Source organism: Flavobacterium sp. 1 (assembly GCF_002797935.1).
In the GTDB taxonomy this organism is placed as follows: Bacteria; Bacteroidota; Bacteroidia; order Flavobacteriales; family Flavobacteriaceae; genus Flavobacterium.
This window is the reverse complement of the sequence record NZ_PGER01000001.1, coordinates 202302-226635: the sequence shown is the minus strand read 5'-3', so window position 1 is coordinate 226635 and position 24334 is coordinate 202302. Positions and strand designations below refer to the sequence as shown.

General features: G+C 34.8%; 24 protein-coding genes. 16 read left to right on the top strand and 8 right to left on the bottom strand.

All coding sequences use genetic code 11. From position 1 onward, the window contains the following. Positions 1-35 precede the first annotated feature (35 nt). The 5 genes from CLU83_RS01065 to CLU83_RS01045 all read right to left on the bottom strand — a co-directional run bounded on the left by CLU83_RS01065 (position 36) and on the right by CLU83_RS01045 (position 4546). Positions 36-380 carry an Hpt domain-containing protein gene (locus CLU83_RS01065; protein WP_100429905.1) on the bottom strand — a complete coding sequence of 115 codons (345 nt, stop codon included), beginning with the start codon at positions 378-380 and terminating at the stop codon, positions 36-38. After that, positions 380-991 carry a fumarylacetoacetate hydrolase family protein gene (locus CLU83_RS01060; protein ID WP_100429904.1) on the bottom strand — a complete coding sequence of 204 codons (612 nt, stop codon included), beginning with the start codon at positions 989-991 and terminating at the stop codon, positions 380-382. The genes CLU83_RS01065 and CLU83_RS01060 overlap by 1 nt, the downstream gene beginning before the upstream one ends. Positions 992-1069: 78 nt before the next feature. Beyond that, complete coding sequence (locus CLU83_RS01055; protein WP_100429903.1) at positions 1070-1843, bottom strand: 3'-5' exonuclease; 774 nt, start codon at positions 1841-1843, stop codon at positions 1070-1072. 143 nt (positions 1844-1986) lie between these two features. After that, a complete protein-coding gene (locus CLU83_RS01050; RefSeq protein ID WP_100429902.1) occupies positions 1987-3300 on the bottom strand; it encodes a dihydrolipoamide acetyltransferase family protein in 1314 nt (437 codons plus the stop codon). An 82-nt stretch (positions 3301-3382) separates the two neighbouring features. Continuing rightward, positions 3383-4546 carry a glycosyltransferase family 2 protein gene (locus CLU83_RS01045; protein ID WP_100429901.1) on the bottom strand — a complete coding sequence of 388 codons (1164 nt, stop codon included), beginning with the start codon at positions 4544-4546 and terminating at the stop codon, positions 3383-3385. A gap of 285 nt (positions 4547-4831) precedes the next feature. Here CLU83_RS01045 and CLU83_RS01040 point away from each other — a divergent pair, with 285 nt between their 5' ends. The 7 genes from CLU83_RS01040 (at position 4832) to CLU83_RS01010 (ending at position 11454) form a co-directional block, all read left to right on the top strand. Next, complete coding sequence (locus tag CLU83_RS01040; protein ID WP_232726928.1) at positions 4832-5770, top strand: T9SS C-terminal target domain-containing protein; 939 nt, start codon at positions 4832-4834, stop codon at positions 5768-5770. A gap of 215 nt (positions 5771-5985) precedes the next feature. Then, positions 5986-7851, top strand: a complete 1866-nt coding sequence (locus CLU83_RS01035; RefSeq protein WP_100429899.1) for an ABC-F family ATP-binding cassette domain-containing protein — start codon at positions 5986-5988, stop codon at positions 7849-7851. Between the two features lie 185 nt (positions 7852-8036). Then, complete coding sequence (locus CLU83_RS22750) at positions 8037-8393, top strand: ion channel (RefSeq protein WP_100429898.1); 357 nt, start codon at positions 8037-8039, stop codon at positions 8391-8393. Next, complete coding sequence (locus tag CLU83_RS22210) at positions 8350-8850, top strand: hypothetical protein (RefSeq protein WP_100429897.1); 501 nt, start codon at positions 8350-8352, stop codon at positions 8848-8850. Before CLU83_RS22750 ends, CLU83_RS22210 begins: the two co-directional genes overlap by 44 nt. A 58-nt stretch (positions 8851-8908) precedes the next feature. Then, positions 8909-9262 (top strand): lysozyme inhibitor LprI family protein, encoded by a 354-nt coding sequence (locus tag CLU83_RS01020; RefSeq protein WP_100429896.1) that lies wholly within the window; start codon positions 8909-8911, stop codon positions 9260-9262. Between the two features lie 144 nt (positions 9263-9406). Then, positions 9407-9985 (top strand): hypothetical protein, encoded by a 579-nt coding sequence (locus tag CLU83_RS01015; protein WP_100429895.1) that lies wholly within the window; start codon positions 9407-9409, stop codon positions 9983-9985. A gap of 227 nt (positions 9986-10212) precedes the next feature. After that, positions 10213-11454: an outer membrane protein assembly factor gene (locus CLU83_RS01010; RefSeq protein WP_232726926.1), complete on the top strand. Its 1242-nt coding sequence runs from the start codon at positions 10213-10215 to the stop codon at positions 11452-11454. 38 nt (positions 11455-11492) lie between these two features. On the opposite strand, the gene CLU83_RS01005 is transcribed toward CLU83_RS01010, so the two are convergent. After that, a complete protein-coding gene (locus CLU83_RS01005) occupies positions 11493-11708 on the bottom strand; it encodes a hypothetical protein (protein ID WP_157801961.1) in 216 nt (71 codons plus the stop codon). A gap of 83 nt (positions 11709-11791) precedes the next feature. On the opposite strand from CLU83_RS01005, the gene CLU83_RS01000 reads away from it, so the two are divergent. Further along, complete coding sequence (locus tag CLU83_RS01000) at positions 11792-12274, top strand: FKBP-type peptidyl-prolyl cis-trans isomerase (protein WP_100429892.1); 483 nt, start codon at positions 11792-11794, stop codon at positions 12272-12274. A gap of 102 nt (positions 12275-12376) precedes the next feature. Here the strand turns inward: CLU83_RS01000 and CLU83_RS00995 are convergent, their stop codons facing one another. Beyond that, entirely contained in the window at positions 12377-13924 is a 1548-nt protein-coding gene (locus CLU83_RS00995) for an SDR family NAD(P)-dependent oxidoreductase (protein ID WP_198512230.1), read from the bottom strand. Between the two features lie 173 nt (positions 13925-14097). Here CLU83_RS00995 and CLU83_RS00990 point away from each other — a divergent pair, with 173 nt between their 5' ends. The 7 genes from CLU83_RS00990 (at position 14098) to secA (ending at position 22224) form a co-directional block, all read left to right on the top strand. Beyond that, on the top strand, positions 14098-15093 hold the full coding sequence (locus CLU83_RS00990; protein WP_100429890.1) for a virulence RhuM family protein: 996 nt from the start codon (positions 14098-14100) through the stop codon (positions 15091-15093). A 28-nt stretch (positions 15094-15121) separates the two neighbouring features. Further along, a complete protein-coding gene (locus tag CLU83_RS00985) occupies positions 15122-15901 on the top strand; it encodes an O-methyltransferase (RefSeq protein ID WP_100429889.1) in 780 nt (259 codons plus the stop codon). An 18-nt stretch (positions 15902-15919) separates the two neighbouring features. Next, positions 15920-16549, top strand: coding sequence for a carbonic anhydrase (locus tag CLU83_RS00980; protein WP_100429888.1), 630 nt, complete (start codon positions 15920-15922; stop codon positions 16547-16549). Positions 16550-17057: 508 nt separating this feature from the next. After that, positions 17058-17768, top strand: a complete 711-nt coding sequence (locus CLU83_RS00975) for an ABC transporter ATP-binding protein (RefSeq protein WP_100429887.1) — start codon at positions 17058-17060, stop codon at positions 17766-17768. Positions 17769-17824: 56 nt separating this feature from the next. Then, a complete protein-coding gene (locus CLU83_RS00970) occupies positions 17825-18394 on the top strand; it encodes a cob(I)yrinic acid a,c-diamide adenosyltransferase (RefSeq protein WP_100429886.1) in 570 nt (189 codons plus the stop codon). A gap of 180 nt (positions 18395-18574) precedes the next feature. Further along, entirely contained in the window at positions 18575-18796 is a 222-nt protein-coding gene (locus tag CLU83_RS00965) for a DUF2795 domain-containing protein (RefSeq protein WP_007138072.1), read from the top strand. A gap of 86 nt (positions 18797-18882) precedes the next feature. Beyond that, positions 18883-22224 (top strand): preprotein translocase subunit SecA, encoded by a 3342-nt coding sequence (gene secA, locus CLU83_RS00960; protein WP_100429885.1) that lies wholly within the window; start codon positions 18883-18885, stop codon positions 22222-22224. 328 nt (positions 22225-22552) lie between these two features. On the opposite strand, the gene CLU83_RS00955 is transcribed toward secA, so the two are convergent. Next, positions 22553-22885: a helix-turn-helix domain-containing protein gene (locus CLU83_RS00955; RefSeq protein WP_100429884.1), complete on the bottom strand. Its 333-nt coding sequence runs from the start codon at positions 22883-22885 to the stop codon at positions 22553-22555. 113 nt (positions 22886-22998) lie between these two features. On the opposite strand from CLU83_RS00955, the gene CLU83_RS00950 reads away from it, so the two are divergent. Next, the gene (locus CLU83_RS00950) at positions 22999-23895 is read left to right on the top strand and encodes an SDR family oxidoreductase (protein ID WP_100429883.1); all 897 of its coding nucleotides are present in this window, start codon (positions 22999-23001) and stop codon (positions 23893-23895) included. The last annotated feature ends 439 nt before the right edge of the window (positions 23896-24334 follow it).

Sequence of the window (24334 nt, the reverse complement as noted above, 5' to 3'; positions counted from 1 at the left end):
ATGTCTTATTGCCTATAATAAATTAAACACTAAAATTAAAGATCAAAATCTTTTCTTAGCTCCTTAATAGCGTCTTTGACTTGAGATTTAACACTTTTATATGTTTCTATTATCTCTTTCTTTTTGCCTTCAGCTTTTGTCCAGGCTTCAATCTGCAGAATTTCTTCGAATGCCACGTTTAAACCTAACAAATCTAATGTCGGTTTCAATTTGTGTGCAAAAGCATAGGTTTGCTTATAGTCTTTATTCTTAATCCCTTCTCCTATTTGTGATAAATCTTCAGGAACCTCAGTAACAAATAAATTCAAAATTTCATTCACAAACTCTGGATCATTATCTGAAAGTGCGTACACTTTTGCTAAATTGTATTTTATAGCCATTATTTTACTTGTATTCTAAATAGTTTTTGTCCTTCTAAAAATCCTTCCAAAACATCATTTGGCTTTACTGATGCAACTCCTGCCGGCGTTCCGGTAAAAATAATATCGCCAATCTTTAAAGTAAAAAACTGTGAAACGTATGATACCAACTCATCAATATTCCACATCATCATACTGGAATTCCCTTTTTGTACTGCGACATTATTATTTTTCAGTTCAAAATTAACATTTTCTAACGAAACAAAATTGCTTTTAGGCAAAAAATCTCCAATAACCGCCGAACCGTCAAATGCTTTGGCTTTTTCCCACGGCAATCCTTTTTCCTTCAATTTAGCCTGTAAATCTCTAGCCGTAAAATCAATCCCAACACTTATATCGTCATAATATTTATGAGCAAACTTTGATTCTATATATTTCCCCACTTTACTTATTTTTACAATAAGCTCAATTTCGTGATGAATATCTTCCGAAAATTCCGGAATTACAAAAGGGTGCTGTTTTAATAAAACAGCCGAATCCGGCTTCATAAAAATAACCGGCTCCGAAGGGCGTTCGTTTTTTAATTCCTCAATATGATTGGCGTAATTCCTGCCGATGCAAATGATTTTCATTCTTTTTTAGTGATTAGTAAATAGTGATTAGTAAATAGTAAATAGCACTAAAAAAACTACTCACCAATCACTAATCACTTAATTTTTAGTATTTAGTTTTCTTAATTTAATCGCCGTCAGGACTTTCTTTGTATACAAAGGAAAATCCGCATTTTGAATCCAGCTGTAATAGCCTGGTTCTGTTTCTAAAATCTTATCTACTTTAGCACCTTTGTGCTTTCCAAAGGTAAAAATCTCTTCGTTATCCGCATCAAAAGCAATCATTCCAGCAAAGTCTGCTATTTTTTTTCTGGTAGTAAACTCAGACAACGATTTCATGTCGTTTTCCAATTCAGGGTAACGATCCAATTGTGCCATTAGGATTTCATAAGTCGCCATAGTGTCTGCTTCGGCAGAATGGGCATTTTCAAGTCCTTTTCCGCAGTAAAACTTCAAAGCCGCACTCAAGGTACGTTCTTCCATTTTATGAAAAATAGTCTGCACATCTACAGAAACTCTATTTTTCATATCAAAATCAACTCCGGCACGCAATAATTCTTCTGCCAATAACGGTATATCAAATCGATCCGAATTAAATCCAGCCAAATCGCTGTCCTTAATCATATTGTAAACCTGAGGAGCCAATTCCTTAAAAGTAGGTTCATTCGCCACTTTTTCGTTGCTGATGCCGTGAATTGCCGTTGATTGCGGCGGAATTGGAATCGTTGGATTCACTAGCCATGTTTTGCTTTCTTTATTGCTGTTGGGAAAAACTTTAAAAACCGATATTTCTACAATTCTATCTTTTCCGATGTCAATTCCTGTAGTTTCTAGGTCGAAAAAACAAATTGGCTTATTGAGTTTGAGTTCCATTTTTTGTATTTGAAATTGGTACAAATATAAATTTAAACCACGTATTTTACTAATTTATTTTGCCCCAAAAACACTGCCATTAAAAATCAAAACCCGACAGATTAAAAAAATCTGTCGGGTTTAACTCTATTCATATTTTGAATTTAATAATCTCTATTTACATCAAACGCTTCAAGATATTCAGCTACGCGTTTTACAAAACTTCCGCCTAAAGCACCATCTACAACGCGGTGATCATAACTGTGAGACAAGAACATTTTTTGGCGAATACCTATAAAATCTCCTTCTGGAGTCTCGATTACCGCAGGTACTTTGCGAATAGCTCCCAGTGCTAATATTCCCACTTGCGGCTGATTGATGATTGGCGTTCCGAAAACACTTCCAAAAGTTCCAACATTGGTAACCGTATAAGTTCCTCCTTGCGTATCGTCTGGTTTTAGTTTTCCGTTTTTTGCACGGTTTCCTAAATCATTTACCGCCTTAGCCATGCCAACCAAGTTTAATTGGTCTGCATTTTTAATAACAGGGACAATTAAGTTTCCATTAGGCAAAGCAGCCGCCATACCAAGATTGATATCTTTCTTTTTTATGATAAAATCACCTTGTACCGAAATATTCATTCCTGGGTAATCTTTCAATGCTTTGGCTACCGCTTCCATAAAAATAGGAGTAAAAGTCAGTTTCTCGCCTTCTCTTTTTTCAAAAGCATTTTTAACTTTATCTCTCCATTTTACAATATTGGTCACATCAACTTCTATAAACGACTGCACGTGTGCTGAAGTTTGAACCGAAGCCACCATATAACCCGAAATCAGCTTGCGCATTCTGTCCATTTCGATAATTTCGTCACCGCCATTTACAGAAACTGGCGAAACCGTTTGTGACGGAGTTACCGAAACTGCTTTTGGAGCTTCAACCGCTTTTGGAGCAGGCGTTACAACCACAGGCGCAGATTGAGATCCTCTATTTTTTATATAGTCTAAAATATCATCTTTAGTAATTCGCCCGTCTTTTCCAGAACCGGCTATGCTGTCTAATTCAGCCAGACTCACTCCTTCTTCTTTGGCAATATTTTTCACTAATGGAGAAAAGAATTTATTGCTTTCGAAAAAACTGACTGGAGCTGAAACCGTTTCTTTGGCCGCTTCAACTGTTTTTTCAATCTCCTCAACAATAGCATCTGGAACATCCTGAGTTGGCGCAACAGCATTATCACCCTCAATCTCAATAATAGCAATGGTTTGTCCAACTTGAACCAAATCGTCTTTTCCAAATAATTTTTCGACAAGAACACCCGAAACTTCTGAAGGCACTTCGGAATCTACCTTATCCGTAGCAATTTCCAAAACCGCTTCATCAGCTTCAATTTTATCGCCAACTTCTTTTAACCAATTTGTGATGGTTGCTTCTGCAACGCTTTCTCCCATTTTTGGAAGCTTTAATTCAAATCTTGCCATATTGTTAATCTAAAAGATGATTCTGATTTTAATTTTGCGAAATTAACTAATATTTTAAATATAAATTACATTAAATATAATTTTATTTCAATTTTTCAATTCCTCCCCTGTCATTAGGAGAATCACTGCCAATACTAAAATTTGTTCCTTTTGGTATTATTCTAAAGACAACTCCTTTATTTCTATATTGTTCGTGAATCTCTATACATTCTTTAAAGGAAACAGATTCATTATCTAAAATAATCTGTAACCCGTTTCTTATTGAATTTGACAGCAAATTTACCTCTTTTTCTGCTTTCCAATCGAGAAAATCAACCTTTTTTTGGACAAGAGCTGTTATTATTTTTACTAATGATTCAGATGCTGATACCAGCAAATAATTTTCAGGAATACTTTTGTTTTTTGGTCTGCCTTGAATCCTTTTAATTAAAGAAAAAAACACAATTCCAATTTTCATAAATGCCGAAAAAAGAAAAGAAATCTGAAAATGTTTTTTATAGAAAAACTCCATCGCTTCCTGAAAACGTTTCATATAAGTACCGTCCTTAACTGTACTCTCTCCTTTATAATGTATCACGGCTGTTTCGTGAAAATAATAATTGTCCTTCCCTTTTTGCAAAACCATATACGACAAATCAATATCATCAGAATACATAAAACAATCTTCATCAAAACCTCCCACCTCATTATAAAGCTCTTTTTTTAAGAACATAAAAGCCCCAACCAATATTTCAACTTCACCCGTTTGGTTTTCGGATAAATGCTGCGCATAATATTTATTAAAAAAAGATGATTTTGGAAATAGTTTATATAAACTCGTAATCTTAGTAAAAGCAACCCATGGAGTTGGAATCCCTCTTTTACTTTCCGGAAGAAAATTACCGGTTCCGTCAATGAGTTTTACGCCAACAATTCCGAGATTATTTTGTTTTTGAGCAAAAGCTAATACTTTTTTAAATGTATCTTCAGCAACTACAGTATCAGGATTCAGAATACAGATATACTCGCCTTTGGCTTGGGACACACCAATGTTATTTCCTTTTGGGAAACCAACGTTTTGATTGTTTTGAATGAGCTTGACATTCGGGAAACGAGATTTTATCATCTCACTGCTATCATCAGAAGAATTGTTATCCACCACAATAATTTCGGAATCTATCTTTTGCAGAGCGCTTTCTACGCTAAGCACACAGAGTTCTAAAAAATAGCGGACATTATAATTGAGGATGACGACGGATAGCTGCATTAGACAAATATATAGAATAGAAATCTCAAATTAAAACTACAATAGTTTACGAAATTCTTCAGGATTTCTTTTATTATTCCAAAACAGAATTAATTCAACTTGATTTTGAACCGAATTAACGCTATAAAACAATGTGGTTTGTTTTGAAATACGGGAACGATGCCTCCCGAAAAAGTCTTCTCATTCGCTCCAAACTCATTTTTATAATTGAATATAGGTTTACAGCAGTTTGTTTAATACCTTGCTTTTAATTTTTATTCGAATACCGCAATGTTCAAATTTTTGATGCTTTCCTTCCTGTTCATAACCTCTTCTTATAGCCAAATTAAAGGCTGTACTGATCGTTTTGCCACTAATTTTGATCCAAAAGCGACTGAAAACAACGGAAACTGCTGGTATGATTCTGCAAAAGTAAAACCTGAATTTTCTGCAAAAATTAGTGATTCGATAACGGGAACCTCGGGTTTGATTCCTTTTGATGGTTTGCTGTGGACTCATAACGACCACTTTGACACCACATTTTACGGATTAGATTTGAAGGGGAAAATCAAGAAAAAAATCAACTTCCCAAGCCTGAAAAGTAACGACTGGGAAGATATTTCTCAAGACAGTTTATATCTCTACATGGGTGATTTTGGGAATAACTACCGAGGAAACAGAAAGGACTTAAGAATATTGAGAATTCAAAAAAAATCATTTTACACAAACAATCCAGTGATTGACACTATCTCTTTTTCTTATTCCAATCAAAAGGATTTTTTAGCTCTAAAAGAACATACCAGCGATTTTGACTGTGAGGCTTTTCTTGTATTACAAGACAGCATTTATCTCTTCACCAAACAATGGACAAAAGAAAAAACAAGTGTCTATGTTTTGCCAAAAAAACCAGGAACGTATGTTGCAGAACTTAAAGAAACGATTGATGCACAAGGGCTAGTAACTGGCGCAACGGTATTGCCCTCGAAAAAAGGTATCATTTTGTGCGGGTATTCTAAATTTCTTCAGCCTTTTGTTTTATTGTTGTATGACTATCCGAACAATGATTTTGGAACTGGAAATAAACGGAAAATAAAAATCAAACTCCCCTTTCATCAAATCGAAGGAATAACTACCGAGGATGGTAAATTGTTTTATCTCACCAATGAAGCCACAGTAAAAAAACCTTTTGTAAATACCGTACAGCAAATACATAATATTGATTTGAGTCCTTATTTGGAACATTAAAAAAATTGATACGAATTTGAATACTATACTATTTCGCGAATCTGCTAAAGGCAGAATTTGTGTCATTTTTTTTCATCAGCCAATAGTGCAAATTAGTGCAATTCGTGTTTTTTTCTTTAAAATATTATAGTGAATTCCATGCAGACTGAATAGTTGTAAATAAACAATTGGCATTTAGTCCCATAATAACTTACTTTTGCCAAAAAATCAGCCTTGTGAATTATTTATCAGTCGAGAATATATCTAAATCTTTTGGGGAGCGCACGCTTTTCAAAGACATTTCCTTTGGAATCAACAAAGATCAAAAAATTGCCTTTATCGCCAAAAACGGTTCGGGTAAAACCACTATAATGAACATCATCAACGGTTTTGACGAGCCTGATACCGGACAAGTCGTACTTAGAAAAAGCATCCGAATGGCTTTTTTGTCACAAGACAATAAACTGCAGGATGAATTGACGATTGAGGAAAGTATTTTCGCCTCAGATAATGAGAGCTTGAAAGTGATTGAAGCCTACGAAAAAGCATTGGAAAACCCAGAAGACGAGGAAGCCTATCAAAAAGCTTTTGACGCTATGGATCGCCACAATGCTTGGGATTTCGAAACACAATACAAACAGATTTTGTTCAAATTAAAGTTGGAAGACTTTAAGCTGAAAGTAAAAAGTCTTTCGGGCGGGCAGAAAAAACGTTTGTCACTTGCTATCATTTTGATTAACCGTCCCGATTTATTAATTCTGGATGAGCCAACGAATCACTTGGATTTAGAGATGATCGAATGGCTAGAAAGTTATTTTGCTAAAGAAAACATTACGCTGTTTATGGTAACCCACGACCGTTTCTTTTTGGAGCGCGTTTGTAACGAAATCATCGAACTGGACAACGGAAAAATATACCAATACAAAGGAAACTATTCCTATTATTTAGAGAAAAAAGAAGAGCGCATCGCCTCCGAAAATGCAAGTGTCGATAAAGCGCAAAACCTGTTTGTAAAAGAACTGGAATGGATGCGCCGTCAGCCGAAAGCGAGAACTACCAAATCCAAATCGCGTCAGGACGATTTTTATGACATTAAAGAGAAAGCGCAAAGCCGAAGAAAAGAAAATGTTGTTGAGCTTGAAATTAATATGGAACGAATGGGAAGCAAAATTATTGAGCTTCATAAGATTTCCAAAAAGTTTAAAGATCATGTTATTCTGGATAATTTTAGTTATGACTTTCAGCGCGGAGAACGCATTGGAATCATTGGTAAAAATGGAACAGGAAAATCTACTTTTTTAAACCTGCTTACAGGAACTCTTCCTTTGGATCACGGAAAAGTAGTTGTAGGCGACACTATCAAAATTGGATATTACACTCAAAGCGGGATTAACCCAAAACCGGGTCAGCGTGTAATCGATGTGATCAAAGAATACGGAGAATTTATTCCGTTAACGAAAGGCAGACTGATTTCGGCTTCACAATTGTTGGAGCGTTTTCTTTTTGATGCCAAAAAACAATACGATTATGTAGAGAAATTGAGCGGTGGTGAGTTGAAACGTTTGTATTTATGTACGGTTTTGATTCAGAATCCGAACTTTTTGATTCTCGATGAGCCAACAAATGATTTGGATATTGTGACTTTAAATGTGTTGGAAAGCTTCCTATTGGATTATCCAGGATGTTTGGTGGTGGTTTCGCACGACCGTTATTTTATGGACAAAATTGTTGATCAATTATTCGTTTTTAGAGGACAGGGCGAAATTGAAACGTTCCCAGGAAATTACTCCGATTTTAGAGCCTACGAAGACAGTGCCGATATAGCTCAGAAAGAAGACAACAAAACCGAAAAGAAAGAATGGAAACAAAACAATCCAACTGGAAACCTGACTTTCAACGAGCAAAAAGAATTTCAGAAAATAGAAAAAGAAATCAAAGATTTGGAAATCGATAAAAGCAAAATTGAGCAATTATTCTCGGATGGAAAAGTAGCCGATGCCGACATCGAGAAGAAAGCCAAAGAACTAGAAAACATTATCAAGAAAATTGAGAATAAGGAAGAAAGATGGTTTGAGCTTTCTGCGAAATTGGAGGGGCAGTAGTTTTTTAGTGTTCAGTTTACAGAATTAGCACCTATTTGAAAATCGTTTAAAAGCCACAATGGAAATTATATTCTGTTGTGGCTTTATTTTTTTTAACAAAGGTTTGCAATCTTTTATTACTATTTTAGCGAATAAATTTACGACATCATCTTTACAACAATATTAGCATTTAACTACATTTATCAATGACAAGAAGACAAAGAATATTATCATTCGTTTTGGTTGCAATAGCCATTTATATATTTATTATTTCGATATTTGGATTTCTTTATCAATATACAAGTAGCATTTGCTATTCAAAGAATGACTCCATAGTTGGTAATTTCTGGGACTGTTTTTATTTTAGCCTAGTTTCTTTCCAAACTATAGGTTATGGAGATATTTTTCCATTTTTGCCAATTGCTAAAATTTTAATTTTTATTGAATCAATATTTCAAACAATATTTATAAGCCTCTTTTCTGGATTTTTAATCTATTTTTTTATTAAAAGACCGAAAGATGTATTTACAACCGACAATTATTTTTATAAGAAAAGCAAATAATAAATTTCTACTATCAATTCGAGTTGGAAATAAAGGAGAGGAAATTATTGATTGCAACATTACAGTTGAATTATTGAAAATTAATAATAAACAAATAAGAACTAGACTCATAACTTTATACCAGAAATTGTCCTTAATGGAAAAAACATGGTATGCAGACTTTGAAATCTCAACTAATAAAAAAAGTAATACCTTATTAAATTTATTAAAACAAATTGTTGATGGAGAAGAAAACCTCCTTTTAAGGTTTTTGCTAACTGGTATTGACAGTAGAAGTGGTACTCCTGTAACTTTTTTAAAATATTATAAACCAGATAAACTAAAATTTGGTCTAAACTATTTACACGTTTTCAATTGGGACAAAGATAAATTTAAAAGATCAAAAATGAATTGGAACAACTTTAATAAGATTGAAGAAGCACCAGAAAATATTATAAATGAATTTAAAATGCTTTAAATACTAATAATGCGGTAAAACAATAGTATCTAAATCTCATAATAAAACCATTCCATAAATGACAAAAAAATATTATTTCATCGCCCTACTTCTGTTATGTCTTTGCAACAGTTCATTTGCTCAAACGCAATTAGAAATGAATGAAACTGCTGATACAAATTATAAAAAAGCAGATGCTGAATTAAATAAAGTATATAAACAACTGATAGCAATTTTGGATCAAAATGAAAAGCCCTTATTAATTCAGGCTGAAAAAGATTGGGTCAGATTCCGAGATTCCCATTGCAAGTTTGATGCTTCACAATATGAAGGTGGCAGTATTAAGCCATTAGTATATTCTACTTGCTTAGAAGAATTGACAAGGAAAAGAATTGCAGAAATTAAAGCGAGTATAAAAGAAAGAGATAAATAAAAATCTATCTCTTCATACAAAAAGCCACAACAAAATCAAACTCTGTTGTAGCTTTTGTTTACTATAAAACGGCACTTTTTAGAAAAACAAATACACTTCTATTACCTGAATTTTGATTAATTTTACGACTCAAAAACCTCATCCATGAAAAAAGCAATACTTCTCATTTTTACTGTTTTTTCAATACAATTGCAGGCACAGTCAAAAAATACAAACAATACAGATTCTTTACAAAACAATCAAACTTCAAAATGGAATTTCGGATTGGAACTCGATGCTCTGCCTTATGCCACTGGAGGTTATTTTGGAGCGGTTTGGGCAGGTAAAAATAAATGGCGTGGCAGAGCACTTTTTGCCGATGTCAACAAACCCGACTTCACAACCAAAGACGGTTTTACCAATCATCACATAAAGGCTTATGCAGTCATTTTGGATCGTTTTTTGAAAGACAATTGGAAAGGCTGGTGGATTGGCGGTGGTCCCGTTTATTGGAAAAGCAACATTCAAAGTGACAGCAGTAACGCAACAAAAGATTTCAATAACTTCTTATTAAACGGAAGTTTAGGTTACAACTTCACTATTTACAAAAACATCTATATTTCTCCCTGGGCAGGCTTAAGCCTTAAAGTTTCTGGCACCGATGAATTCACTCTTGACAGCAAAGAATACAATTTGCCTTTGCTTAATCCGGAAGCTTCTGTTAAATTTGGAATTTCTTTTTAATATTTGTCACTAACACAAACTTATTGCTTTAAATTTCATCACTTTTTTATCTTTGCCGTACATCGTACTTTTGCGAGAAGCAAAAAAGTGCTTTTAATATATTAATCAAACACATACAAAGAAATTTTGTTTAGTTTTATATTTTGTATTAAAATAATTGATTAACAAAATCTATTCAAAAAATCTGATTACAGCACAGGATATTCATTATGAATTTTAAAACTATTTTGAAATCGAAAATCATATTTCTGCTACTCCTTTTTTGTTCTCAAACTATTCTTTCCCAAGAGGGAGAAAAAAAGGAAGAAGAAAAAAAATATAAGCTGCGATCCATAATTGATTTATTTACCAAAGAAGATACCTTAAAAATAAGCAAACCGGATTCCAAAAACCATTTAATTGCATTCCCCACATTGGGTTACCAGCCTGCAAATGGCTTTACTTTGGGATTCATTAGCCAGTTTAGTTTCAAAATAAAGCCTGAAAACAAAATCTCATTACTATCAGGAGGAGCTTCATACAGCACGCAGAAACAGGTTCTGATCTATCTAAAAAACAATATGTACATCAATAATGACCGCTTGTTTTTTAGCGGTGATTTCCGTTATTATGTTTTCTCGCAATCCAATTATGGCTTGGGAACTGACATTATTCCTTGGGGTGCCGAATTTAAAGACTTCGATTTCAACTCCATAGAACAGCCCATGAATTACAATTACTTCAAATTTCATGAAACGGCTTCCTATACTATATTCCCATCTTTTTTTATTGGGTTAGGAATACATTTTGACAGTTATTCCAACATCGAAGATAAACATCTGGATGTTGCCAATGAACAGTACACCTATCATTACAATTATTCTAAAAATTATGGGTTCAGCAATAAGAATTATTCCGTCAATGGAATGAGCCTAAATTTGATTTACGACACTAGAGACAATTTAATAAACACCAATAACGGTCTGTTCCTGAACATGAATTACCGTTACAATCCCAAAACAGATCTTAACAAACATAACAGTTCCACTTTATTGCTTGAAAGCAGGTATTTTATCCCAATCAGCAAAACGAACAAACAGCATGTTCTGGGAATTTGGGCTTATGGCCAGTTTCAGCTAAGTGGCAGATTGCCGTATTTAAACCTTCCCGCAATAGGCTGGGATCAAAACAGCCGTAGCGGAAAAGGCTATACGCAGGGACTTTTGAGAGGTACAAACCTTATCTATCTTGAAGGCGAATATCGTTTCCCAATTACCAAAAACCAAATGATCAGCGGAACGGTATTTGCCAATGCCACAACTGCAAGCAGTATATACAAAAACCTTACCTCATTCGAATCCGTTCAGCCCGCCGTGGGCGTGGGACTGCGAGTCCTTCTTGACAAAAACACACTGACCAATTTCATCGTTAATTTTGGTCTTGGGCGGGATTCCAAAACTTTCTATTTTAACGATGGGGAAGGATTCTAATAATCTACACCCAATAATTATTTTTGGGAGCAGAAAGATTAGGCATTTTCAGGAAGTATCGTCCCGCTTTCCGTTTCAATCTTGTGAGCCGAACCCCGGCTCACAAGGATTTTTACTGCTATCGGGGCTAAAAGGAGATATTTTGCTTTTTTGCTAATATTTAAAAAAGGGAAAACACAAAAAAGCGATTTAAACTTTACATCCTTGCGTCTTGGCGTGAAAAAACCAAAGCCTAACGTAATGACATTAAGCATGAGAACTAGAACTTTTAACAAAATCATTTTCGTTTTTGGCTATATTTGCAACTTTAAAAAAATAATCCATCTCTAAAATCTCTATGAAACACTTATTAACTGCCCTAGTGGCCTTGACTCTTTTTATTTCTTGCAACAAAAATAAAGAAGTGAAAAATGAAGTAACAAAAGAAGAAACTGTTGATTGCGTTGCCAAAAACGACAAAGAAATCACCGATTACATCGCTAAAAATAAATTGAAAGCAGAAAAAAGCGATTCAGGTTTATATTATGTAATTAACGAGCCTGGAACTGGAGCGCAGCCTACTGCAACATCAAATGTAACTGTAGCTTACAAAGGTTATTTCACTAATGGAAGTGTTTTCGACGAAAGTACTGCCGCAGGGATTTCTTTTGGACTAGATCAAGTGATAAAAGGCTGGACAGAAGGTATTCCTCATTTTAAAACCGGAGGAAGCGGTATCCTTTTGGTACCATCTCATTTAGGATACGGAAATGAAACAATGGGACCAATCCCTGGAGGTTCTGCACTTATTTTTGACGTAAAATTAATTTCGGTAAACTAACTGCAGTAGATTTTCATACCAACAAAAAACCACAACAGAAAAAAATTTGTTGTGGTTTTTTTTGCTATATTTTTTCCTATTCACATTGATAAGCTAGGGATTTTACCAACCAATTGGTCGATAATCTTTCAGGAATTTACCACACCAGTGTTTTCCTGTATTAATTCCGTCAAACAAAGGATCCATAACACGGGCTGCACCATCCACAATATCCAATGGTGGCTGAAAATCTTGTTCTTCCTGTTTTCTCTTGGCCAGTTCCGCTGGATCCTCATCGGTTACCCAGCCTGTATCGACAGCATTCATAAAAATTCCGTCTTTAGCGAGAGTTCCTGCCGCAGTGTGCGTGAGCATATTCAGGGCTGCTTTGGCCATATTGGTATGCGGATGACGATCTTCTTTAAAATCGCGGTAAAACTTCCCTTCCATCGCCGAAACATTAATAATGTGTTTTTTGCCTGTGTTGTCTTTCTTCATCACTTCCGAAAGGCGGTTGCACAATACAAAAGGAGCAACCGAATTAACTAATTGCACTTCGATCATTTCTGTAGTTTCGATTTGACCTAATTTCAATCGCCAGCTGTTTACTTTTCGTAAATCGACTTGCTGTAAATCGGCATCAAGCTCTCCTTCGGGGAAAACTTCCTGTGCTACTAATGCATTGTCAAACGAATACGGAATTTGAGATAATTTAGCAGAAGCCCTTAAACCAATTCCTGGTTCAGGTCCATGCCAAGTTACCGGCATATTCTGGTTGGAAGATGCTCCAGAAGTCAATACTTTTAATTCATCCAAACAACTAGTATGATCCAATAATAATTCTTGCGCTTGTGATGGCAAAGAGCCAATTGGCCGCTCTTCATTTTCCATTAAGTGTGCATAAAACCCCGCAGGCCTTCTCACCGTTTGCGCCGCATTATTAATCAGAACATCCAATCGTTCGTATTTTTGCTCTATAAAATTGCAAAAAATCTCCACACTCGGAATATGTCTCAAATCCAATCCGTGAATTTTCAGGCGGTGTCCCCATTCCATAAAATCATCTTCCTTAGAAAACCTTAATGCAGAATCTACAGGAAAACGGGTTGTAGCAATTACAGTCGCTCCGCCACGCAAAAGCATCAAAGTAATATGATATCCAATTTTTAGTCGAGAACCAGTAATCACGGCAATCTGACCTTTTACATCAGCAGTTTGAAAACGTTTGGCATAATTAAAATCACCACAATCAGAACACATTGTATCATAAAAATGGTGCATTTTCGTAAACTCCGTTTTGCATACGTAACACTTTCTGGGTGTCTCGAGTTCCAACTGTTCTTTGGAATCCAAATCATGCGAAGCCAACAATTTTGGAGCAACAAAAACACTCGCTTCTCTCGCCGAACGAATTCCGGTTTCCTTGCGGGCTGTTCTGTCTTTCTTTTCCTGTTTGCGTTTGGCAACTGCTTTCCCATCTTTTTTTCTCTTCGCTAGCTCATCACGATCTGGGCGTGAAAATTGTCCAGCAGCTTTAATTAAAGCTGTTCTTTGCTCTTTTGGTATTTCAAAAATCTGGTCAGTATCAGTGTTCAATTGAGTCAAAATAGCGATACATTGGTCTATTTCTTCGGAAGTTATTACATTCCTGACTCCTATTATTTCGTTCATCATTATAAAAAAATCATTGCTATTCGCTTCATAAATTCCAAGTCTGCAAATATAGTGTTTAAAGTGAAGTGAGTAGGATCTGAATTCTACCTAATAACTAAATTACTTTTATCTTTGTATCTTCGTCACAAATGGCAGCATCCAATTTTGAAGAATAAAACAAACGCACTAAAATGGAAAACAAAATTATTTTTTATCAAAATAAGGATAGCAACGTAGTGGTCAACGTTACATATTTTGAAGATAATTTTTGGCTTACGCAAAAGTTGACAGCACAGTTATTTGGTGTAGAAGTGCCTGCTGTAAACAAGCATCTTAATAATATTTTTGAAGAAAACGAACTGAACAAAGAAGCAACTATTTCCAAAAAGGAAATAGTTCAACAGGAAGGGAATCGGCAAGTAAAACGACAAGTGGAATTTTACAATCTAGATGCCATAATAGCGGTTGGATACCGTATCAATTCCAAACAAGCTACACAATTCCGAATCTGGGCAACAAAAACATTAAAAGAATACATTATAAAAGGTTTTGTGCTGAATGATGAAATGCTCAAAAACGGAAAACCTTTTGGGAAAGATTATTTTAACGAATTACTGGAACGTATTCGTGAAATTCGAGCCAGCGAACGCCGTGTTTTTCAAAAATTAGGTGATATTTTTGAGCAATGCAGTGCTGATTACAGTAAAGATGCTGAAGAAACCAAACTGTTTTATAAAATGGTTCAAAACAAACTGCATTTTGCCATTACAGGAAATACAGCAGCAGAAATTGTCTATAAACGTGTGGATAGGAACAAAGATTTTATGGGATTATCGACTTGGAAAAATGCTCCAAACGGTAAAATTGTAAAAAGCGATGTTGTAATTGCTAAAAATTATTTGAACGAAAATGAAATTGGCGATTTGAATTTATTGGTCAGCGCTTTTTTGGATTTAGCTGAATTTCAGGCACGTAGAAATCAATTAATAAATATGAAAGATTGGCTAGACCGCACCAATAAGTTTTTAGAAAGCAATAGTTTAGATGTACTTCCAAATGCGGGAGCTATTTCTCACGAACAAGCTGTTGAGAAAGCGCATCAAGAATATGAACATTTCCGTATTGAACAGGATAAAAATTATATCTCTGATTTGGATAGAGAATTGAAGAGACTTAATAATAAATAATAAACATCCTGAATTCTAACTAATTTCTATGCTTTTTCAAATAAAATCCTATTTCAAATTTCTTTGGCGTTCCAAAAACGAACATGCCGTTCACTCGCCATTTGTCTTTAATTTATTGACCAAATGTTTTTATGACAAGAAATTCAAACCGGAATATATTGTTTTAGAAAACTATCGAACCGAACTTTTGCAAAACAAAAAAACTATCGAAGTAACTGATTTCGGAGCTGGTTCACGTGTTTTTAAATCCAATGTGAGACCAATAGCCCAGATTGCCAAAACAGCTGGGATTTCACCCAAACGAGCCCAATTATTGTTTCGGATTGTAAATTATTTTCAACCGGATACCATACTAGAAATAGGAACATCATTAGGATTAGCCACTTCTGCCCTATCATTGGGAAATCCGAAAGCATCCATCATAACTTTGGAAGGCTGTCCAGAAACCGCAAAACAAGCTCAACTGCAACTGCAAAAATTCAATTGTAATAATGTAGAATCAATTGTAAACGAATTTAGCGCCTATCTTAAAAATGATCAACCATCAACTATCAACCATCAACTAATTTACTTCGACGGCAATCATTCCAAAGAAGCAACCTTAGACTATTTTAGTTTATTATTGCCAACAATCACCAACGAAACCGTTTGGATATTTGATGACATTCACTGGTCTGCAGAGATGGAAGAAGCTTGGGAAATTATAAAAAACCACCCAAAAATAACCGTAAGCATTGATACTTTTCAATGGGGATTGGTCTTCTTTAGATGCGAACAACCCAAACAGCATTTTATAATTAGAACCTAAAATTTTAAAAACCGCATCATGGATATCAAGCAAATTTTTGAAAACAATAAAAATTGGATTATCAAACAGCTCAAAATAGAGCCAGATTATTTTAAAAAGCTAGCCAAAGGGCAGTCTCCTGAATTTCTGTACATTGGCTGTTCGGATAGCCGCGTTTCTGCCGAAGATCTTATGGGGCTAGAACCAGGGGAAGTTTTTGTGCACCGTAATATTGCTAATATGGTTCCAAACACAGACTTAAATTCGATGTCGGTAATCAATTATGCGGTTGTACATTTAAAAGTAAATCACATTGTCGTTTGCGGTCATTATGGCTGTGGCGGTATTCATGCCGCCATGCAGCAATCCGATTTGGGAATATTAAATCCTTGGCTAAGAAACATTCGGGATGTTTACCGAATACATCGAAAAACACTTGATAAAATAACCAATGAAGAAGAAAAATATAAAAAACTGGTAGAACTCAATGTACAGGAACAATGCATTAACGTTATCAAAACGGCCGAAGTACAAAAAGCAAACAAAGAAAGAGATTTAAAAGTATACGGTTGGATTTTTGATATTCACAGCGGCAAATTAATTGATTTGAATATCGACTTTCCGGAAATATTGAAAGATATCACCAAAATTTACAAAATATCAAACTAAACCTAATTTACCCTTTATTAATTGCAAAAAAAGACAGTCACCCCCATGACTGTCTTTTTGCTAAAATAACCTAACCTAAACCTTATTATTATTAAGATTTCTACTATGCAGACAGTCTAAATGAACTGAAAGCAATTATCAAAAAAGTTAAATTTCACCAACTAACCAATAAAACTAAAACTTTTATAGTGTAAACTTACTATATAAAAATTAAAACAGATTAAAAAAAATCGTTAAAATTAATATAAAATCGACAAAATACATATTTTACTTGTTTTGACCTTTATTTTCTTATAAAAATAATTCCAAAATAAAACAATAAATAACCTGATCTATATTAAATCCTATTCTGTAACTCCAAATAATATTACATTTAATAAATTGTAACAAAAAACCATCAACTGCTACTTATGATATATTAAAAAGTCTTTTGTACTTTTAAAAACAAAAATCAACAATAAGCACACAAGTCCAAAGAGGCGAACTGGCAAAGCAATCTAAAATTCTAATGAAAAACTCACTTATAAAAATTACAAATATCAAAAGAGATTTTGTACTAGGAAACGAAATCGTTTATGTACTAAAAGGCATTGATCTGGAAATTAATAAAGGAGAATATGTTGCATTAATGGGACCTTCAGGATCGGGAAAATCTACATTAATGAATTTATTAGGCTGCTTGGACACCCCGACATCTGGCACTTATATTTTGAATGGAAAAGATGTTAGCCACATGAAAGATGATGAATTAGCCGAAATCCGAAACAAAGAAATTGGTTTTGTTTTTCAAACATTTAATCTTTTGCCTAGAACGACTGCACTTGATAATGTAGCTCTGCCTATGATTTATGCAGGACATTCAAAGACCGAACGGACTATACGCGCCACCGAGGTACTCAGCCAAGTAAATCTTGCAGACAGGATGGACCACCAGCCTAATCAATTATCTGGAGGACAGCGCCAGCGTGTGGCTATCGCCAGAGCATTGGTAAATAAACCCTCTATCATACTTGCTGATGAGCCAACAGGAAATCTAGACAGTAAAACCTCCTTAGAAATTATGAAACTTTTTGGTGATATTCATGCAAATGGCAACACTGTCATACTAGTAACCCACGAAGAAGAAATTGCTGCTTATGCGCACAGAATTATCCGCTTGAGAGATGGTATCATTGAAAGTGACACAATAAAAGAAGTGTTCAGCAAACAACAATTATAATAAAACAGTTGAACTTCTAAACTCATAAACTTCTTTAAACTTTTAAACTTTTCTCAATGAAAGTATACACAAAAACTGGAGATGGCGGCACTACTGCCCTTTTTGGCGGAACCCGCGTACCAAAAGATCATATCCGCATAGAAAGTTACGGAACAATAGACGAATTGAACTCTTATATAGGGCTCATTCGCGATCAGGAAATAAACAATCATTATAAAGAAATTTTAATCGAAATCCAAGATCGATTGTTTACTATTGGTGCTATCCTAGCAACACCTCCGGAAAAAGAAATAATGAAAAACGGCGAACTTAGATTAAAGAAACTAGGAATAACCGAAACTGATATAGAATTATTAGAAAAGGAAATAGATGATATGGAAGAAAAACTTCCTCCTATGACTCATTTTGTATTACCAGGCGGGCATCAAACTGTGTCATATTGTCATATAACCAGATGCGTTTGCCGCCGTGCCGAACGTTTAGCGGTACATTTAAGTCATAATGAACCTGTTGCCGAAATTGCTATCAAATACTTGAACCGACTTTCTGACTACCTTTTTGTATTGGCACGAAAGTTGACATTTGATTTAAACGCTGATGAAGTAAAATGGATACCAAGAAAATAGTATTCTTTTTTTATTGTTTGGCACTTAATTTATTGCCATCATTTTTAGTAAGATACTTCATTCCGAAAATGATTATGAAGCACAAAAAACAAACGTTCTTAATTTTATAAAAAATAAATCGTTTTTTACTTGTCTTTTTCAGTAAAAAATTTATTTTTGCACAAAACTAAATCGACAGATATGTATTGGACATTAGAATTAGCATCATATTTAAGCGATGCACCGTGGCCTGCTAACAAAGACGAACTTATTGACTACGCTATTAGAGCCGGAGCTCCATTAGAAGTGGTAGAAAACCTTCAATCAATTGAGGATGAAGGCGAGATATATGAATCAATGGAAGAAATTTGGCCAGATTATCCAACGGACGAAGATTATCTTTGGAACGAGGATGAATATTAAAAAGTAAACCAAGAAAAAGTCTCAAAAGAGGCTTTTTTTTTGTTTAAATTTACGCAGATATATTAAATAGAAATAAAAAACAGATCATGAGTTTCATAAACAGTATTATTAAAATCTTTGTTGGAGATAAATCCGAGAAAGACGTTAAAGCTTTACAGCCGTATTTAAATAAAATAAAGACTTTTGAAAGCGCTTTGCAATCTTTGTCAAATGATGAATTAAGAGCCAGAACTGTATTTTTTAAAGAGAAAATAAAACAAGCTCGTGCCGAAAAAGATACTAAAATAGCTTCTTTAAAGACCGAAGTTGAAAGCATTGAGGACATTGACAAACGTGAAGATATTTATATCGCTATAGATGCTCTTGAAAAAGAAGCTTATGATATCTCCGAAAAAACACTGATGGAGATTCTTCCTGAAGCTTTTTCGGTTGTAAAAGAAACTGCAAGACGTTTCAAGGATAACTCACAAGTAATAGTTACTGCTACCGCAAAAGACAGAGAACTTTCGGCTGCGAAAAGTTATATCACCCTTGACGGAGACAACTCTGTCTGGGCCAATACCTGGAATGCTGCAGGTAAAGAAATCACTTGGGACATGATTCACTATGACGTTCAATTAATTGGCGGAATGGTTTTGCACGAAGGTAAAGTTGCTGAAATGCAGACAGGAGAAGGTAAAACCTTGGTAGCTACTTTGCCATTGTACTTGAATGCTTTGACTGGAAACGGTGTGCATCTGGTAACTGTGAATGATTACCTAGCCAAACGTGACAGTACTTGGAAAGCACCATTATTCGAATTCCACGGATTAACTGTTGACTGTATCGATAATCATCAGCCGAGTACTGACGCCAGAAAAAATGCTTACAATGCAGATATCACTTACGGTACAAATAACGAATTTGGTTTTGATTACCTAAGAGATAACATGGCACATTCGCCAGAAGATTTGGTCCAAAGAAAACACAACTACGCTATAGTCGATGAAGTCGATTCTGTTTTGATTGATGATGCCCGTACTCCACTTATCATTTCTGGTCCGGTTCCTCAGGGAGACCGTCATGAATTCAATGAGTTGAAACCAAAAATTGAAAATTTGGTAGCATTGCAGCGTCAATTGGCAAATGGTTTTCTTACTGAAGCCAAAAAATTAATCAAAGAAGGAAACACCAAAGACGGCGGTTTCCAATTATTGAGAGCTTACAGAAGTTTGCCTAAGAACAAAGCATTGATTAAATTTTTGAGTGAGGAAGGAATTAAACAATTGCTTCAAAAAACCGAAAACACTTATATGCAGGACAACAATCGCGAAATGCCTAAAGTGGATGAAGCTTTGTATTTTGTGATTGAAGAAAAAAATAATCAAGTTAGCTTAACAGATAATGGTATCAAATTCCTTTCAGGAGACACTGAATCTAACTTTTTTGTACTTCCAGACATTGGAACAGAAATTGCCACTATCGAAAAGAAAAAATTAGATAAGGATGCCGAAGCGGAAGAAAAAGAAAGATTATTCCAAGATTTCGGAATAAAAAGCGAACGTATCCATACTTTGACACAACTTTTGAAAGCGTATAGCCTTTTTGAAAAAGATGTAGAATATGTAATCATGGATAACAAAATCATGATTGTTGATGAGCAAACAGGTCGTATCATGGATGGTCGCCGTTATTCGGACGGTTTGCACCAAGCGATTGAAGCCAAAGAAAATGTAAAAATCGAAGCTGCTACTCAAACATTTGCTACTATTACATTGCAGAATTATTTCAGAATGTACAACAAATTGGGTGGTATGACCGGTACAGCTGTTACTGAAGCTGGCGAGTTATGGGAAATCTACAAACTCGATGTAGTAGAAATTCCTACTAACAGACCAATGGCTCGTATTGACAAAGAAGACTTTATATACAAAACAACCCGAGAAAAATTCAATGCCGTTATTGAAGATGTAACTGAACTTTCAAAAGCAGGAAGACCTGTTCTTATTGGAACAACTTCGGTTGAGATTTCAGAATTGTTGAGCCGTATGCTGAAAATGCGCGGTGTGGCTCACAACGTATTGAATGCTAAAATGCACAAACAAGAAGCACAAATTGTTGAAGAAGCAGGAAAAGCGGGGGTGGTAACCATTGCAACCAATATGGCAGGCCGTGGTACAGATATCAAATTATCTCCCGAAGTGAAAGCTGCCGGAGGTTTGGCAATTGTAGGTACAGAACGCCACGATTCTCGTCGTGTTGACCGTCAGCTGCGCGGTCGTGCTGGTCGCCAGGGAGATGTGGGAAGCTCTCAATTTTATGTTTCCCTTGAAGACAACCTGATGCGTTTGTTCGGTTCCGAAAGAGTTGCTAAGGTAATGGACAGAATGGGACTGAAAGAAGGAGAAGTAATCCAGCATTCGATGATGACAAAATCTATCGAGCGTGCTCAGAAAAAAGTGGAAGAAAACAATTTTGGTGTCCGTAAACGTTTATTGGAATATGATGACGTAATGAATGCACAGCGTGAAGTTGTTTACAAACGCCGCCGTCACGCCTTGTTTGGAGAACGTCTAAAACTGGATATCGCAAACATGCTTTATGATACCTGCGAACTGATTGTTGATGAAAATAAAGCTAAAAACAGTTTCAAAGATTTTGAATTTGACATTATCCGTTATTTCTCATTTACATCTCCTGTATCACAAGAAGAATTTTCAAAATTGACCGAAATCGAAATCACGGGTAAACTTTACAAAGCGACCCTTGAATTTTATACTCAAAAAACAGAAAGAAGCGCCAGAGAAGCCTTCCCAATCATCAAGAATGTTTATGAAGACAGAAACAATCATTTTGAGCGTATCGTAGTTCCGTTTACCGATGGAATAAAAATGTTCAATGTTGTAACTGATTTAAAGAAAGCCTACGAAACTGAAGGATCACAACTAGTTGCCGATTTCGAAAAAAACATCACTTTATCCATTGTTGATGAAGCTTGGAAAAAACATTTGCGCAAAATGGACGAATTGAAACAATCGGTTCAATTAGCCGTTCACGAACAAAAAGATCCATTGCTTATTTACAAATTGGAAGCGTTCAACTTGTTCCGTGGCATGCTTGACAATGTGAACAAAGAAGTAATTTCGTTTTTATTCAAAGGTGATTTGCCAGCTCAAAATGCTCCTGTAATTGAAGAAGCAAGAATCGAGCGTCAGGTGGAGGATTACCAATTAAGCAAAGACGAAATTCCAAACAGCAAAAATGCTAATCGTGAAGCTGGGGAAACTCAACAACGACAAGTTACAGAAACTATCGTTCGCGACCAGCCAAAAATAAACCGTAACGATACAGTAACCATTCAAAATGTCGCCAACGGACAAACACAGGAAATGAAGTTCAAAAAAGCAGAAAGCTTAATCGCTAGCGGAGCTTGGGTTTTGGTTTCTTAATAAAAACAGATTAGACTTGAATCCCCAATTACGGAAGTAGCTGGGGATTTTTGCGTTAAATATAGTAGAGATTTACATGCAAATAGTTGTTGTTTTTCGACACTGCCCTAAAAAATGTGTAAGCTTAAAAATTGTACTTTTATTTTTTATTAATCCTGTATCACTTTTTCAGAACTAGACATAGCTTTCTTTTACATCATCAAACGGCAAAACATTAATCAGAAAATCCACCCCACATTCTATTTTATGAAATTTCTGGGTTCTCAATTTTTGTGTTATTTAAAAAAATAAATAGTAGTTCTTTTTAAATTGCTCATTAATGCTATTATTAAACTAAATTTTCCAGCCCGAATTGAGCCAGCTGATCAACAATAGGCAAAGTTTTCAATCCTAATTCAGTCAACCGATATTCTACTTTAGGAGGAATTTGAGGATAGACTTTTTTACTAACCAATTTGTTTTCAACAAGCATATTTAATTCTTGTATCAGCATTTTTTCACTAATACCCGTAACAGCCCTTTTTAGTTCGCCATATCGCACCGCATTTCCGTTGATTTGAAACAGTATCATTAATGTCCATTTACCGCTTAACAGTGTTAAAGATGCTCTTACAGGACACCTTTCATCACATGCTGGATTTATTTTTAAGTTTTTTTCCATTGATAATCAATTATTCTAACCATTTGGTAAGTACTTAACCATTTTGTAAGTACTTGTGCAAAAGTAAGTAATAATATAATTTTACCAAAATTAAACAGCTAAAAAATAAAAAAATGAAAGTATTAGTATTTGGAGCTACAGGCTCACAACAGTTTCACGTGATTGGAGAAGCAAAAAACAAAGGTGCAGAAGTCTATGCAGTAACCAGTTCAGAAAAAAACTTTGACAAACTGAAAAACGCAGGTGCAATTCCAATATTAGGCAATATGTCTGATGCCGAAAGAATGAATGAAATCACTAAAGGAATTGACACAATTGCTTTGTTGATTCCTGTTTCTCTTCCTAACCCAGCAGACGGATTTCAGTTAGCCAAAAATGTAATCGATGCCAGTAAAGCAAATGGTGTAAAAATGATAGTTTGGAACACCAGTGGTTTTTTAGCACCTCAAAAACTAGGAATTCCTATGGAAGATGTAAAATTAGAAACAAAAGAATATCTTAAAGATTGTGGAGTTCCTTATGTAATTATAGAACCGTCTATTTATGCCGAAAATTTGTTGGCTCCTTATACAACCGATTATATTAAAAATGAAAGAAAAGTAGCTTACCCAACTCCAGAAAACATGCCTATTGGCTGGATTGCATCAAGAGATGTTAGTGCCTTTGTGGTTGAAGCTTTATACAAACCAGAATTATCAGGACAATCATTTATGGTTAGTGGTTTAGATAACCTGAAAGGAAATGATCTTGCTGAAAAATTCACTATTGGTTTGGGTGAAAAAATAGATTTCTACGCTATGCCACCACAAGAATTTGGAGACAAATTGAGTATTCTTGTTGGAGAAGAAAGTGCTAGAGGCGTACAAGGATATTATGAAATGTTGGCTGGGCTACCGGTATATCCAACAAAATTCAATCCCAACTTGCAAGAAGTTTTAGAAAAACTACCTGTAAAAATGACTCCAATGGAAGAATGGGTTAAAATGCATAAAGAAATTTTTATCAATTAAGTTGAAAATAAACCAAAATAGAAACATCAAAAACACCAGTAATTGAATGCTGGTGTTTTGCTGTTATAATGAAATATAGTATTCTCCCACTTTTATTACTATCTTTTTTAACATTAAAAGACAAAATTATCTTAAAAAAAAGTATTTTTGCGCTTAAATCAAAAACAGTCTGAAACAGTTTTTTATCATATTACTTTCTTCAATATTACTGCTTCCATCTTTTGGGAACATAATTATATATGCCAAATTTAAAATAAACCAAGACGAGATTGCTAAAACCATTTGTATTCAAAGAAAAATAGCTAACAATACGTGTAACGGAAATTGTGAACTCAAGAAAAGCTTAAAAAAATTTGATGATAATGAGAAAAAAATGCAAAACAACCTCAAAGAAAAATTAGAGCTGGTTTATATTCAAAACACATTAGAAGCTACTTAT

What these genes read in the sequence shown, in the direction of transcription:
- CLU83_RS01065 (WP_100429905.1), bottom strand. Translation starts at nt 380, where the DNA reads ATGGCTATAAAATACAATTTAGCAAAAGTGTACGCACTTTCAGATAAT.
- CLU83_RS01060 (WP_100429904.1), bottom strand. Translation starts at nt 991, where the DNA reads ATGAAAATCATTTGCATCGGCAGGAATTACGCCAATCATATTGAGGAA.
- CLU83_RS01055 (WP_100429903.1), bottom strand. Translation starts at nt 1,843, where the DNA reads ATGGAACTCAAACTCAATAAGCCAATTTGTTTTTTCGACCTAGAAACT.
- CLU83_RS01050 (WP_100429902.1), bottom strand. Translation starts at nt 3,300, where the DNA reads ATGGCAAGATTTGAATTAAAGCTTCCAAAAATGGGAGAAAGCGTTGCA.
- CLU83_RS01045 (WP_100429901.1), bottom strand. Translation starts at nt 4,546, where the DNA reads ATGCAGCTATCCGTCGTCATCCTCAATTATAATGTCCGCTATTTTTTA.
- CLU83_RS01040 (WP_232726928.1), top strand. Translation starts at nt 4,832, where the DNA reads ATGCTTTCCTTCCTGTTCATAACCTCTTCTTATAGCCAAATTAAAGGC.
- CLU83_RS22750 (WP_100429898.1), top strand. Translation starts at nt 8,037, where the DNA reads ATGACAAGAAGACAAAGAATATTATCATTCGTTTTGGTTGCAATAGCC.
- CLU83_RS22210 (WP_100429897.1), top strand. Translation starts at nt 8,350, where the DNA reads ATGTATTTACAACCGACAATTATTTTTATAAGAAAAGCAAATAATAAA.
- CLU83_RS01020 (WP_100429896.1), top strand. Translation starts at nt 8,909, where the DNA reads ATGACAAAAAAATATTATTTCATCGCCCTACTTCTGTTATGTCTTTGC.
- CLU83_RS01015 (WP_100429895.1), top strand. Translation starts at nt 9,407, where the DNA reads ATGAAAAAAGCAATACTTCTCATTTTTACTGTTTTTTCAATACAATTG.
- CLU83_RS01005 (WP_157801961.1), bottom strand. Translation starts at nt 11,708, where the DNA reads ATGCTTAATGTCATTACGTTAGGCTTTGGTTTTTTCACGCCAAGACGC.
- CLU83_RS01000 (WP_100429892.1), top strand. Translation starts at nt 11,792, where the DNA reads ATGAAACACTTATTAACTGCCCTAGTGGCCTTGACTCTTTTTATTTCT.
- CLU83_RS00995 (WP_198512230.1), bottom strand. Translation starts at nt 13,924, where the DNA reads ATGAACGAAATAATAGGAGTCAGGAATGTAATAACTTCCGAAGAAATA.
- CLU83_RS00990 (WP_100429890.1), top strand. Translation starts at nt 14,098, where the DNA reads ATGGAAAACAAAATTATTTTTTATCAAAATAAGGATAGCAACGTAGTG.
- CLU83_RS00985 (WP_100429889.1), top strand. Translation starts at nt 15,122, where the DNA reads ATGCTTTTTCAAATAAAATCCTATTTCAAATTTCTTTGGCGTTCCAAA.
- CLU83_RS00980 (WP_100429888.1), top strand. Translation starts at nt 15,920, where the DNA reads ATGGATATCAAGCAAATTTTTGAAAACAATAAAAATTGGATTATCAAA.
- CLU83_RS00975 (WP_100429887.1), top strand. Translation starts at nt 17,058, where the DNA reads ATGAAAAACTCACTTATAAAAATTACAAATATCAAAAGAGATTTTGTA.
- CLU83_RS00970 (WP_100429886.1), top strand. Translation starts at nt 17,825, where the DNA reads ATGAAAGTATACACAAAAACTGGAGATGGCGGCACTACTGCCCTTTTT.
- CLU83_RS00965 (WP_007138072.1), top strand. Translation starts at nt 18,575, where the DNA reads ATGTATTGGACATTAGAATTAGCATCATATTTAAGCGATGCACCGTGG.
- secA (WP_100429885.1), top strand. Translation starts at nt 18,883, where the DNA reads ATGAGTTTCATAAACAGTATTATTAAAATCTTTGTTGGAGATAAATCC.
- CLU83_RS00955 (WP_100429884.1), bottom strand. Translation starts at nt 22,885, where the DNA reads ATGGAAAAAAACTTAAAAATAAATCCAGCATGTGATGAAAGGTGTCCT.
- CLU83_RS00950 (WP_100429883.1), top strand. Translation starts at nt 22,999, where the DNA reads ATGAAAGTATTAGTATTTGGAGCTACAGGCTCACAACAGTTTCACGTG.